Genomic DNA, 13,400 nt, shown 5'->3' with positions numbered 1-13,400 from the left:
GTTAAATAGGTTTAGAGGTTAAACAGATAAGGGCGGGGGTTTCTCCTGTCCTTATTTCATTTATAAGTATTTCTTAAATTGATTTTAATTTTCAGTGAAATTTTTGAGTATATTTCTCTACAGTTTTCTACAGAAAATGGCTTCTCAAAAAAATAGCCCCGATTCAAGAACCGAGGCTTTATTTTTATCATTTTGGATTTTTTTGTTATGCAACCGTTCCGCCGTTCCAAACATTTTTACTGGGTTGAACAAAAGCTAATGAACCGTCTTTGTCTTCTGCCATCAAAATCATTCCTTCTGATTCCATCCCCATCATTTTTCTTGGAGCAAGATTCGCTAAGAAACTTACTTGTTGTCCAATAATATTTTCTGGTTGGAAATGTTCACCGATACCGCTCAATATTGTTCTTTGTTTGATACCGTCTTCAATTTTCAGTTTCAATAGCTTTTTACTTTTGGCTACTTTCTCTGCTTCGATAATTGTACCGATACGAATATCCATTTTCGCAAAATCATCATATTGAATTTCTTCTTTTAAAGCTGGTACTTCTTTTCCTGCTAAAAGATTTTGCTGTTTGGCATCTTCTAATTTTTGTACTTGAGCCGCCACGGTAGCATCTTCTACTTTTTCAAAAAGAAGCCCGATATTGGTTACGGTTTGTCCTTCTACCAATAAATCTGCACGACCAGCTTCACTCCAAGGAAAAGCTTCTACATTTAATATTTGACGAATTTTTTCAGCCGTAAATGGCAAGAATGGTTCAGCCAAAATAGAAAGATTCGCTGCAATCTGTAAACCAATATTCAAAATCGTTGAAGTACGTTCTCTGTCGGTTTTGATTACTTTCCAAGGCTCTGTTTCTGCCAAATACTTGTTCCCCAAACGAGCTACATCCATCATCAAAGCCAATGCTTCACGGAAACGATAATTTGCAATTGAATCGCCAATTTTAGCTGGCATTTCAGCCAAAGTAGCTAATACTTGTTTATCGTAATCGTTCAATTCGCCTAATTTTGGCACTTTACTTTCAAAATTCTTTTCTGTAAGAATTACCGCACGATTGACGAAATTCCCGAAAATCCCTACCAATTCAGAATTGTTACGTATTTGAAAATCACTCCAAGTAAAATCTGAATCTTTGGTTTCTGGAGCAGAAGCCGCCAAAACATAACGTAAAATATCTTGTTTGCCTTCAAATTCTCGCAAGTACTCGTGCAGCCAAACCGCCCAGTTTCTTGAAGTAGAGATTTTATCGCCTTCTAAATTCATAAATTCATTCGCAGGCACATTGTCCGCTAAAATGAATCTACCGTCAGCCATACACATCGCAGGGAAAATCAAGCAGTGAAAAACGATATTGTCTTTCCCGATAAAATGCACCAAACGTGTGTCTTCGTCTTTCCAATATTTCTCCCAGTCTTCGGTCAATTCTTTAGTCATGGAAATATAACCAATTGGAGCGTCGAACCAAACATACATTACTTTTCCTTCGGTATCTGGCAAAGGAACTTTGATTCCCCAATCCAAATCACGAGTCATCGCACGTGGTTTTAGCCCGTCGTTTAGCCAAGACTTTACTTGTCCCATCACGTTAGTTTTCCATTCTGGGTGACTTTCAACGTATTTTTCCAAAGCTGGTTGCATTTTATCCAAAGGCAAGTACCAGTTTTTGGTTTCTTTCATCACAGGTTTTTCGCCACTCAAAGCCGAACGTGGGTTGATTAATTCCGTTGGTGAAAGGGTTGAGCCACAACGCTCGCATTGGTCGCCATACGCTGCTTCATTGCCACATTTCGGACAAGTACCAATGATATAACGGTCTGCTAAGAAAGTCTGAGCCTTTTCGTCATAATACTGTTCGGTAGTTTCTTCAATGAATTGACCTTTATCGTAGATATTTTTGAAAATATCTTGCGACATATCGTGGTGAACTTTGTTGGAGGTTCTTGAATAAATATCAAAGGAAATCCCAAATTCTTCAAAAGAATCTTTGATAATCGTATAATACTTATCCACTACTTCCTGAGGCGTTACTCCTTCCTTTTTGGCTTTAATAGTAATCGGTACGCCATGTTCGTCTGTTCCAGAAATAAACTTTACGTCTTGTCCAGTAGCACGCAAATAACGCACATAAATATCTGCTGGCAGATAACAGCCTGCAATATGTCCGATATGAATGGGGCCGTTGGCATAAATCAACGCTGCCGTAACGGTGGTTCTTTTGAATGGTTTGCTCATAAAATTTGTATCGATTGAACGAAAACGTTCATTGATGTTTCATTGTCTCTGCTGAAACTTATATTAAATACCAACAAGTCCGCAAAGTTATAAAAATAGGTCGGATTTTGGCTATTGGATTTCAGTCTTCGGCTATCGGGTTTCGGATTTCAGGAAATATATTTATAGTTTCCCCGATTTATTTTTGATAAATCCATACACAAAAAAACCGACTGCCAAAAGCTCATAGCCATTTGCAGTCGGTTTTTTAATAAAAATCAAAGCTTAAAGTCTAAAACCTGACTTCCGAAATCCGATGTCCGAAAGCTGAAATCCGAAATCCAAAAGCTATTTCGCACTCAAAAAGCTCTTCGCATAATTTACTTTCAAGTTTCCTAAACGTTCAATATGTACTTTCAAACGTTTTGTAAAATCAGTATAATTTCTTGTTGAAACTGGCGACCAAGCTACTTCTGCTACAGCACAAGCTCTTGGAAAAGTCATATATTCAACTTTATCAGTTGTTTCCATATACTCTGTCCAAACGTTTCCTTGAAGTCCAAGAATGAATTTCTTTTGGTCAGTTGTTAATTCTTTTGGAGCAGGCTCGTAGCTATAAACTTTTTCTAAAGTTAAAAATCCACCAATCGCCAAAGGCTCAGTTTTTGGGTCAGCTTGATAATGATCTAAATACAAATGCGAACCCGGCGTCATAATTACATCATGTCCTTCTTTGGCAGCAGCAATTCCACCTTCTTCACCTCTCCACGACATTACCGTAGCATTTGGCGATAAACCACCTTCCAAGATTTCATCCCAACCAATCATTTTTCTACCTTTTGAAGTAATGAATTTATCAATTCTACGGATGAAATAACTTTGCAATTCATGCTCGTCTTTCAAGCCTTCACGCTTCATTAAATTCTGACAAAAGCGGCTTGATTTCCATTGTGTTTTAGGACATTCGTCACCACCAATATGAATGTATTGACCCGGAAATAACTCCATTACTTCTGTCAATACATTTTCTAAGAAAGTAAAAGTTTCTTCTCTCGGAGCAAAAACATCTTCAGAAACTCCCCAAGTAGTATAAACTTCATAAATTTTATCTGGATTGCAACCTAATTCTGGATAAGCCGCCAAAGCCGCTTGTGCGTGACCAGGCATTTCAATCTCTGGAACAATCGTCACAAATTTCTTTTTAGCATACGCTACTACGTCTTTTACTTCGTCTTGTGTATAAAAACCACCATAAGGCTTTCCATCGTATTTACCAGTACCATAATGTCCAACTAAGGTTTCCTTTCTTATCGAACCAATTTCTGTCAATTTTGGATATTTTTTAATTTCAATTCTCCAACCTTGGTCTTCAGTTAAGTGCCAGTGAAAAGTATTGAATTTGTGCAAAGCAATTAAATCAATAAACTTTTTCACGAAAGAAACAGGAAAGAAATGACGACCAACGTCTAGATGTAAACCACGATATACATAACGTGGAGCGTCTTCAATCGTACAATTTGGCACAGATAATTTCAAGCCTTCTACTTTAGATTCACTGAATACCTGTGTTGGTAATAATTGTAACAAAGTTTGTACGCCATAAAACGCACCTTTAGCCGTTTTAGCAGAGATAACTACTTGTTTTGAGCTTGCTTTTAAAGTATAAGCCTCGTCGCCCAATGACTCATTTTTTACAAACTGAATAGAAGAACTCGCTAAACCTTTTTCTTTGATACTTACTTTTTTACTTGAGCCACTTACAACATTCAATTGCTCATTCAAAAAGTTAGCGACATCTTTAAATTCAGTGGCAGAAACGACTGAAGTACTTTTTCCAATCACAAATTCACCCGATTGTGGGATAAGTTTTTGAGGAATTGGAATAATGTTGTATTGATTTTGAGCAAAAGTTGCCAATGACCCAATCAATAACGACAAACAGATAAATAGTTTTTTCATGGTTTATTTATTAAAAATAATAGTAAAGTGTTACAGATGGGTCAAAAGTAAAGTAAAAAAAGTCAATCTTAAAATTTTCTGTAGGGTAAAATGTAAATTATTTTTTGAAAAATGTAACATATTTCCGATTTAGTAAAAATAAAGCCGTTTTTTGAAAATATTTTGTAATTATCTTAACAACGAAGCAAATGATAGTTTTTTATAAATTTGTATATGAAAACTATCACAACACTCCTTAACTTCAAATTTCCAGCGATTTTCTGGACTATCCTGATTTTCGTGCTTTGCACGATTCCCAGCGAACATATTCCCCAAGGCGAAAAAATGAACGACAAAGCGAACCATTTTATCGCTTTCGCTGGTTTTACTTTTTTCTGGCTATTCCACGGTTCAAAAGCTTGGAAAATTATTTTAATCGGAATACTCTATGGTATTGCGATAGAGTTTTGGCAAGGTATTTTGCCAGAAGATTTCCATAGAAGTTTTGATTGGTACGATGCAGTAGCAGACGGAATTGGCGGAATTATCGGATATTTTATTTGGTTGATTTTCAGCAAATTAATTCCAAAAAAATAAAATTTTTGCAAAATATTTACTTTTTATTGAACTTAACTAAGGGTGTGAACCCTTTTTTTTGTCTATGCTCTTAATTGAATTATTTTGATAGATAATTATACAATTAAAATACACTTCATCAACAATCTCAAGAATTTATCATTTAAAATTATGTTAGAAAATATATCATCTGAGTCAACAAATAACTTCCCAAAAACTCAGGCCTTTCATACGCCTGAGTCTGGAAAAGTTATGGATGATGAATTCTTTATCAAGCAGGCCTTCATTGAAGACCCCAAAAAAGGTTTTGAATTACTCTACAATCGCTATTATAAACCGCTTTGCAGCCATGCTGTAAGGTTTGTTTATGCCAAAGATGTGGCCGAAGACATTATCGGAGAGATTTTCTATAACATCTGGAAAAACCAAGTTTATTTAAATATCACTACTTCTTTCAGAGCGTATTTATTTACTTCTGTTCGCAATCGTTGCTTTTTGTATTTACAACAAGAGCAAGGCAATCATAATCAGTCTTTCGAAAATACTGATTTACAATTTCCTGAATCAAATGTTTCACCCGACCAAATGTTGTTCTATGATGATTTACAAAAACAGATAGAACAAGCCATTGCTCAATTGCCTCCGCAATGCCAAAAGGTTTTCCTGATGAATCGTTTTGAAGGGAAAAAGTACAAGGAAATTGCCGACGAATTACAATTAGCCACAAAAACCATTGAAGCACACATCAACAAAGCACTAGTACATCTAAGAGACGTTGTGCTGAATAATCCTTCATTATTCAGTTTGATATTAACCTTATTTCTTTAACAACCTCTAAACGCTATTTTATAAACTATTATCCACATGACAACACTGAGTAAAAATATCTTATTTGAACACTTCGCAGGAAGAACAAGCCCCTTGCAAAAGAAAATGATTGCAGATTGGCTACTAAATCCTGAGAACCAAGAAATATATTACCGATGGCTAGAAGATTATGAAAATGATTTTCCACAAATAATGGCTGATAAAGAAAGTGCTAAAGCGTTTTTTTTTCAAAAAATAGCTTCGGAAACCATCAACGACCTTGAAACAAGTATTGACGAAAAAATAATTATTGAAAAAAATATTTGGCAATTATCTTGGTTTAAGTGGACAAGTGCTGCAGTGATTTTGTTAGTTTCTGGCTTTACCTTGTACTTTCAAAAAGACCAATTGATTTATCAAAATTATCATACAGCCTATGGCGAAACACAATCTATTGACTTACCTGATGGAAGTAAAGTAACACTAAATGCCAACTCTTCACTCAAGTACAAACGTTTCAATTTTGGAAACGAAGCCGTTAGAGAAGTTTTTTTGGACGGCGAAGCAGCTTTTTCGGTAAAGCATAAAACTAATAATCAACGATTTATCGTAAGAACTTCACAAAAACTAGAAGTAGAAGTTTTAGGAACAGAGTTCAGCGTGTTTGCCAGAAATCGAGGTTCAAAAGTAGTTTTGAGTAAAGGAAAAGTGAAAGTGAATTTCCTGAATGGTATTACAAAACGTTCGGTTATGATGAAACCTGGTGATTTGGTTTCATTAGATAAAACTGGTAAAACAGCAATTAAAACCGTAAAAAATGTAAATTCTTATACTGCTTGGAAGGCACATCGCTTTGTTTTTGATGATACTTCACTCGAAGAAATATCTTATCAAATTGCTGAAACTTTTGGCGTTCAAATTAAAATCAATTCGGAAGAATTAGCCAATAGAACTGTAACTGGCACTTTCAGTGCCGATAAAGCGGATGATTTGATTGCTATTTTACAGGAATTACTCGGTTTACAATATCAAAAAAATGAAGATGGAACAGTGGTTCTTTCTGAAGTTTATGAGTAGTTTTTTTGAGACTTGAGGACTTTAAGACTGGAAGACAAAAGAGGCAAGATGGAAGACACAAGACTAGAGGATTTTAGACTGGATGACTTTAGGACTTTAGGACAAAAGAAACAAGATGGGAAACATAAGACTAGAGGATTTTAAATTTGAGAACTGGAAGACTTTAAGACTAGAAGAGTTTTAGACAAAAGAAACAAGATTAAAGAAACAAGACTAAAGGATTTTGGGAAAATTTAAAATCACTAAATCACAATTAAACAGAACAATCACTAATTCACAACTAAACAAAAAACAATCTTTCAAATATAATTTCCATTAACCAACATTTTTAAAAACACATGAAAAAACGATTATTTCGATTAACGGTAATCGGAGGAATGGTCACTGCATTTTGTTACCTACCCCATCCATTATCTGCGCAAGCTTTGGCTTATGCCCAAAACAAGCCAAAAGTTGAAAGAAGTGCCGAAACTTCTTCAACCATGAAGTTACGAGATGCCATTCTTTCATTAAAAAATCAATTCAATGTTGATATTCTTTTTGAAGAAAAAACATTAACAGGTATTTCTGTTTTACAAGAAAGTGTTCGTACAAGTAAAGATTTAGAAAAATCACTGGAGGCATTATTAGCACCCAATGGCTTATCGTTCAAGAAAGTTCGTAAGAATACTTACTTAATTATTGGAAAAAAGTTAGAAGGCAGTACGCAGCCAAAAGTTACTTCAAATGAAAAAAATACTCCGTCTGGTTTAGAAGGAAATGATTTCAAGGAAAACAATACGATTTCAGAAGTAAACACAACTGCTACCGCCGAACAAACCGTTACGGGAAAAGTAGTTGATGACAAAGGAAGTCCACTTCCAGGTGCTTCTGTGTCCATTAAAGGTACTACAAGAGGTGTTACAACCAACACAAACGGAGAATTCTCTATCAATGTCGCAGATGACAAAGCTGTTTTGGTAGTTACTTTCATTGGTTTTCTTCCCCAAGAAATTACAGTTGGCAATAAAACTTCTATCAATATTACTTTGGCAGAAGATTTAAAAACCTTGACAGAAGTAGTAGTTGTTGGTTATGGTAGTCAGAAGAAGAAAGATTTAACGGGCTCAATAACAAGTATCACTTCAGCAGACTTTGTGAAAGGAAATATTGCTACGCCTGAACAATTAATTACGGGTAAACTGGCTGGTGTACAAATTACTTCAAACGGTGGAGCACCAGGTTCTGCTAGTCAGATTCGTATTCGTGGAGGTTCGTCATTAAGTGCAAGTAACGACCCACTTATCGTGATTGATGGAGTACCTTTAGACAATGCAGAAGTAAAAGGTTCGGCCAATCCGTTGAGTTTTATTAACCCAAATGATATTGAATCGTTTAACGTATTGAAAGATGCGTCAGCTACTGCAATTTATGGTTCTCGTGCTTCAAACGGTGTAATTATTATTACGACCAAAAAAGGAACGAAGAAAGATAAATTCAATGTGAATTTCAGTTCAATGTTCTCGGCTGGTGTAAAAACTAAAAATGTTGAAGTATTAACTGGCGATCAATTCAGAGAAATCGTAAATGCAAGAGGAACAGAATCGCAAAAAGCGTTACTGGGAACAGCTAATACCAATTGGCAAGACCAAATTTTCCGTACAGCCTATAGTAATGATAACAATTTAAGCATCACTGGTGTGTTGAAAGACATTCCTTATCGTGTTTCTGTTGGGCATACTAATCAAAATGGTATTTTATTAACTTCAGGTTTAGAAAGAACTTCTGGTTCATTCGGAATCAGTCCGATGTTGTTCAATAACAGTTTGAAAATTGATGTGAATGTAAAGGCATCATCGACAAAAAGTAATTTCGCTGACGAGGGTGCAATTGGTACAGCCATCGGCTTTGACCCAACACAGCCTGTTTACGTAGAAAATCAAACCTATGGTGGCTATTTCAATTGGTTAGAAAGTAATGGCAATATTGTGTCACTGGCACCATCAAACCCTTTAGCTTTATTGAATTTAAAAAGTAATAAAGCAACAGTGAACCGTATCATCGCCAACGTTCAGTTTGATTACAAATTTCCGTTCTTGCCTGCCTTAAAAGCAAACTGGAATTTGGGTATCGACCGTTCGAGTACTGATGGAAAAGAATCTGCTTCAAACTTAATTTCTGCCAATTTATTTACCAATAATGGTTCAAATGGTTATTATACACAAAGCAGAAACAACTTTACCAATCAGTTTTATTTGAATTATGTGAAAGAATTTTCAAACCAAAACATTAATGTAATGGCTGGTGTTGAGAATCAAGGTTTTGTTAGAGACGAAGAAAGTGGAACAACTTTCGGAAATCCAACAGTGCCAAGTACAAAATCATACTTCAAAACAGATTATGCTTTGTTATCGTACTTCGGTCGTGTGAATTACTCATTGGCAGACAAGTATTTAGCAACATTTACGCTTCGTCGTGATGGTTCTTCTCGTTTTGCAGAAAATAATCGTTGGGGTACATTCCCATCTGCGGCTTTAGCTTGGAAAATCAATAACGAATTCAAAGACAGTCAGACTTTTTCTGATTTAAAACTTCGTTTAGGTTGGGGTATTACTGGTCAGCAAGATATTTCTTCAGGTGATTATCCGTACTTAAATGCTTATACGCCAAGCCAAGGAATCAAATACCAAATTGGTAATACTTTTTACACTTTACTTCGTCCGAATGCTTATGACCCTAACATCAAATGGGAACAAACGGCTTCAACCAATATTGGTTTAGACTTTGGCTTGAAAAAATCTCGTATCTCAGGAAGTATTGATTTATACAGAAAACTTACTTCTGATTTAATTAACGAAATCGACGTGGCTGCTGGAACAAACTTTAGTAATAAAGTAGTAACCAACGTAGGATCATTAGAAACAAAAGGCGTTGAAGTAATTGTAAACTACTCTCCTATTTTAACAGAAAACTTCAATTGGGATGTAAGTGCCAACTTTACTTATAATCAAAGAAAAATTACAGCTTTAACTAAAGTTGACAATCCGACTTATGTGGGTGTACAAGTAGGTGGTATTGAAGGCGGAACTGGAAACAGTATCCAAGTACATTCAACAGGCTATGTTCCAAATGCTTTTTTTGTTTATAAGCAAGTTTATGATGCCAACGGAAAACCATTAGAAGGCGTTTTTGAAGATTTGAATGGCGACGGAAAAATTACAGATTTAGACCGTTACCGTTATAAAGGAGCAGCACCAGATTATTTATTTGGTTTTACTTCACAAATGACTTACAAAAAAGCAAGCTTCGGTTTTGTATTGCGTTCGAATGTTGGCAATTATGCTTACAACAACATTTTCTCGAACAGAGGTGTTTATTCTAACTTATTCAACTCAGGCTTCAACAGTAATTTATCGACCAATATATTGGAAACAGGTTTCAAAACAGGAACGGTAGAAACTCGTATGTCAGATTATTATGTACAAAATGCTTCATTCTTGAGAATGGACAATATCAATTTAGGCTACAATCTAAGCGATTTAATCAAAATCAAAAATGTAAGAGCACAATTATCATTTATCGTACAAAATGTATTTGTAATCACCAATTACAAAGGATTAGATCCAGAATTAAGAGACGGCATTGGCAACCAAGTGTATCCACGTCCACGTACTTATTCTTTGGGCTTAAATGTTAATTTTTAATCAGGAAATCATCATGAAACATATATTTAAAAACGTATTAACCGCAGCAATTCTTTGTTTTTCATTGAATTCATGCAAAGATTTAGATACCGTGCCTTATGTTGGCGAAGTATCAGAATTAGTCTATAAAGATCCTGCAAATTATAAACTTATCTTAGCCAAAATGTACGCAGGTTTGGCGGCATCTGGTTTGAAAAATGGCGACAACGATGTGGATTTAAAAGGATACGACGGTGGTTCGCAAAGTTATATGCGTGCTTATTGGTACTTGCAAGAATTCACAACCGACGAATTAGTTTGTAGATGGAATGACCCAGGCGTACCAGATTTACATGCTATGAACTGGACGGCTTCTAATTCATTTACGGCAGCTTTTTATTCTCGTATTTTGTTTCAAGTAGCCGTTTCAAATGAATTTTTACGTGAGACTACAGAAGCGAAATTGAGTAGTCGTGGAGTAGCAAATTCTCAGGACATTAAAAATTATCGTGCAGAAGCTCGTTTTTTGCGTGCATTGGCTTATGCTCATGCGATTGATTTATACGGAAATGTACCACTGATTACAGAAAACGAACAAGTAGGTGCTACTTTGCCAAAACAGGCTACTCGTGCAGAATTATTTGCCTACGTAGAATCTGAATTATTGGCTTTAGATAGCGAATTGCCTGCCCCAAAAACTAACGAGTATGGCAGAGCAGACAAAGCTGCCGCTTGGATGACTTTAGCGAAACTTTATTTGAATGCAGAAGTATATATCGGACAAAAGAAATACACAGAAGCAGCAGCAACAGCTAAAAAAGTAATTGATGCAGGTTATACTTTGGCAAGCAATTATAAAACTAATTTCTTGGCGGATAATAATACTTCTAAAGAAATCATTTTCAGCATCAATTTCGATGGAAATGAAACGCAAACTTATGGAGTGACTACCTTGGCAATTAATGGCTCAATTGGTGGTGCGATGAATCCTGCGGATTATGGTACTGAACAAAAATGGGCTGGTTTCCGTACAACTAAACAATTGGTCAATCTCTTCGACGATAAAGCCGATAAAAGAGCACTTTTCTATACAAATGGTCAGCAATTAGAAATTGATGAGTTCAGTACCTTCGAAAACGGATATGCTGTAACGAAGTTTTCTAACTTAACAAGTGCTGGCGTAAAAGGTAAAAATGCACAATTTGCAGATACAGATTTTCCATTATTTCGTTTAGCCGAAGCATATTTAACTTATTCAGAAGCCGTTACTCGTGGTGGTTCTGGCGATAATACTTTGGCTTTAAACTTAGTTAATCAGCTTCGTACTCGTGCTGGTGCTGGCAATTTATCAAATCTTACCTTGAATGATTTACTGAATGAAAGAGGTCGTGAATTATTCTGGGAAGGACATCGCCGTACAGACTTAATTCGTTTTGGCAAATTTACTTCTGGTTATAATTGGGCTTGGAAAGGTGGCATAAAAGAAGGAAAAGACGTAGAATCATTCCGTAATTTATTCCCATTGGCATCTGGCGACATCATCGCTAACCCAACTTTGAAGCAAAATACTGGATACTAAAAGCTGTAGGCAATAGGCTGTAAGCTTTAGGCTATAAAATAAATAGTCTATTTCTTATAAGTAAGATAAAAGCTGAAGGTTTTAGAATAATTGCCTATCGCCTACAGCTTACAGCCTAAAGCAAAAAAATCAGATAAATAACATTAATCAAACGATGAAAACAATACAAAAAATATTCCTGTTAAGCCTTGTTTTCGTACTGGCTTTGGGATGTAAAAAAGACGAGGAAATGGCAATGCTAGATGCTAGTGCTGTTCCTGTTGTAAATTTATCTTCAAGCAACCTTGTTTTAGATAAAGAAAAAGCTGATACAGAAGTACTTACTGTATCTTGGGAAAAACCAAATTATGGCTTTGCTGCTGCTCCTTCTTATACCATTTTAATTGATAAAAAAGGTGGAGACTTTACAAAAGCGGTAAACGTTGTTACTGGAACTGAACTCAAAAAAGTATTCAAAGCCTCAGAGCTTAATGCTATTTTATTGGGCTTTGGCTTTCTGCCCGGAACTGCAAATGATGTAGATATTAGAGTACAATCATCATTAGGAGCGTCAACGATGTTGAGTTCTACAATGAGTACTTTAAAAGCAACGCCATATTCTGCAAAATTAGACCTAAGTACGACTTGGGGCGTAGTAGGAAGTGCAGCCAACAACTGGGGTGCAACACCAGATTTGCCTTTCTACAAAACCGATGTAGTTAATACTTTGGTGGCTTATGTTACTTTGATTGACGGAGAAATCAAATTCCGCCAAAATAACGATTGGACTGTAAATCTTGGTGGAACTGATGGTATTTTAAGCACTGGTGGTAACAATATTGCGGTAAAAGCGGGTACTTACAAAATCACGTTAAATCCTGTTGCGTTGACTTATAAAATCGAAAAATATGCTTGGGGAATCGTAGGAAGTGCAGCTAATAATTGGGGAGCAACGCCAGATTTACCTTTAAGTTACGACCCAACAGTTGACCTTTGGACAGGCGTTGTCGATTTAATTGACGGAGAAATTAAAATCCGTAAAGACAATGATTGGGGTACAAATTTTGGTGGAACTGGCGGTGTTTTGAAAGATGGTGGAGATAACATTGTTGTGAAAAAAGGTAAATACCTTGTCACGGTAGATTTCAAAAAACTGACTTATACCATCACAAAATATGTTCCTTTAGGAATAGTAGGTGCTGCTACGGCTACTGGTTGGGGCGACAAGCCAGACCAAAAGTTTACTTATGATTTAAGTACTGAAACTTGGGTTTTAAAAGGTGTGGTACTTAAAGCAGATCAATTCAAATTCCGTTTGAATGATGATTGGGGAACAAATTATGGCACTACAGCCGCTTCGGCACAAGCAATTGGAACAAGTGGTGCTTTGAAATTAGGAGGCGAAAACTTTATTGCAACAGCTGGTACTTATGATTTCGAAATTAATTTAAAAGATGCTGCCAACCCAACTTACAAAGCAACCAAAGTAAAATAATTCATAATAAATTTATTTCTTAAATCTGCATAGCTTTGCTCATGCAGATTTTTTTTAACTATTCAATAG

General features: G+C 35.8%; 8 protein-coding genes. 6 read left to right on the top strand and 2 right to left on the bottom strand.

Annotated elements, in window-relative coordinates; translation table 11 throughout:
* Window positions 1-205 precede the first annotated feature (205 nt).
* Window positions 206-2,239: a methionine--tRNA ligase gene (metG, locus tag HNP25_RS05085; RefSeq protein ID WP_184131274.1), complete on the bottom strand. Its 2,034-nt coding sequence runs from the start codon at window positions 2,237-2,239 to the stop codon at window positions 206-208.
* Window positions 2,240-2,566: 327 nt separating this feature from the next.
* Window positions 2,567-4,177 (bottom strand): beta-N-acetylhexosaminidase, encoded by a 1,611-nt coding sequence (locus HNP25_RS05080; RefSeq protein ID WP_184131258.1) that lies wholly within the window; start codon window positions 4,175-4,177, stop codon window positions 2,567-2,569.
* A 213-nt stretch (window positions 4,178-4,390) separates the two neighbouring features.
* Between HNP25_RS05080 and HNP25_RS05075 the strand changes: the two genes are divergently transcribed.
* The 6 genes from HNP25_RS05075 to HNP25_RS05050 all read left to right on the top strand — a co-directional run bounded on the left by HNP25_RS05075 (window position 4,391) and on the right by HNP25_RS05050 (window position 13,331).
* Entirely contained in the window at window positions 4,391-4,753 is a 363-nt protein-coding gene (locus tag HNP25_RS05075) for a VanZ family protein (protein WP_184131255.1), read from the top strand.
* 150 nt (window positions 4,754-4,903) lie between these two features.
* Window positions 4,904-5,560 (top strand): RNA polymerase sigma-70 factor, encoded by a 657-nt coding sequence (locus HNP25_RS05070; RefSeq protein ID WP_184131252.1) that lies wholly within the window; start codon window positions 4,904-4,906, stop codon window positions 5,558-5,560.
* Between the two features lie 36 nt (window positions 5,561-5,596).
* Complete coding sequence (locus HNP25_RS05065) at window positions 5,597-6,616, top strand: FecR family protein (protein ID WP_184131249.1); 1,020 nt, start codon at window positions 5,597-5,599, stop codon at window positions 6,614-6,616.
* Between the two features lie 338 nt (window positions 6,617-6,954).
* Entirely contained in the window at window positions 6,955-10,299 is a 3,345-nt protein-coding gene (locus HNP25_RS05060) for a SusC/RagA family TonB-linked outer membrane protein (RefSeq protein ID WP_229202794.1), read from the top strand.
* 13 nt (window positions 10,300-10,312) lie between these two features.
* The gene (locus HNP25_RS05055; protein WP_184131245.1) at window positions 10,313-11,857 is read left to right on the top strand and encodes a RagB/SusD family nutrient uptake outer membrane protein; all 1,545 of its coding nucleotides are present in this window, start codon (window positions 10,313-10,315) and stop codon (window positions 11,855-11,857) included.
* Between the two features lie 154 nt (window positions 11,858-12,011).
* Window positions 12,012-13,331 carry a SusE domain-containing protein gene (locus HNP25_RS05050; protein ID WP_184131242.1) on the top strand — a complete coding sequence of 440 codons (1,320 nt, stop codon included), beginning with the start codon at window positions 12,012-12,014 and terminating at the stop codon, window positions 13,329-13,331.
* Window positions 13,332-13,400: the final 69 nt, after the last annotated feature.

The organism is Arcicella rosea (assembly GCF_014204325.1).
GTDB classification, from domain to species: domain Bacteria; phylum Bacteroidota; class Bacteroidia; order Cytophagales; family Spirosomataceae; genus Arcicella; species Arcicella rosea_A.
This window is presented reverse-complemented; position numbering and strand designations above follow the sequence as displayed.

What these genes read in the sequence shown, in the direction of transcription:
- HNP25_RS05075 (WP_184131255.1), top strand. Translation starts at nt 4,391, where the DNA reads ATGAAAACTATCACAACACTCCTTAACTTCAAATTTCCAGCGATTTTC.
- HNP25_RS05080 (WP_184131258.1), bottom strand. Translation starts at nt 4,177, where the DNA reads ATGAAAAAACTATTTATCTGTTTGTCGTTATTGATTGGGTCATTGGCA.
- HNP25_RS05060 (WP_229202794.1), top strand. Translation starts at nt 6,955, where the DNA reads ATGAAAAAACGATTATTTCGATTAACGGTAATCGGAGGAATGGTCACT.
- HNP25_RS05065 (WP_184131249.1), top strand. Translation starts at nt 5,597, where the DNA reads ATGACAACACTGAGTAAAAATATCTTATTTGAACACTTCGCAGGAAGA.
- HNP25_RS05070 (WP_184131252.1), top strand. Translation starts at nt 4,904, where the DNA reads ATGTTAGAAAATATATCATCTGAGTCAACAAATAACTTCCCAAAAACT.
- metG (WP_184131274.1), bottom strand. Translation starts at nt 2,239, where the DNA reads ATGAGCAAACCATTCAAAAGAACCACCGTTACGGCAGCGTTGATTTAT.
- HNP25_RS05050 (WP_184131242.1), top strand. Translation starts at nt 12,012, where the DNA reads ATGAAAACAATACAAAAAATATTCCTGTTAAGCCTTGTTTTCGTACTG.
- HNP25_RS05055 (WP_184131245.1), top strand. Translation starts at nt 10,313, where the DNA reads ATGAAACATATATTTAAAAACGTATTAACCGCAGCAATTCTTTGTTTT.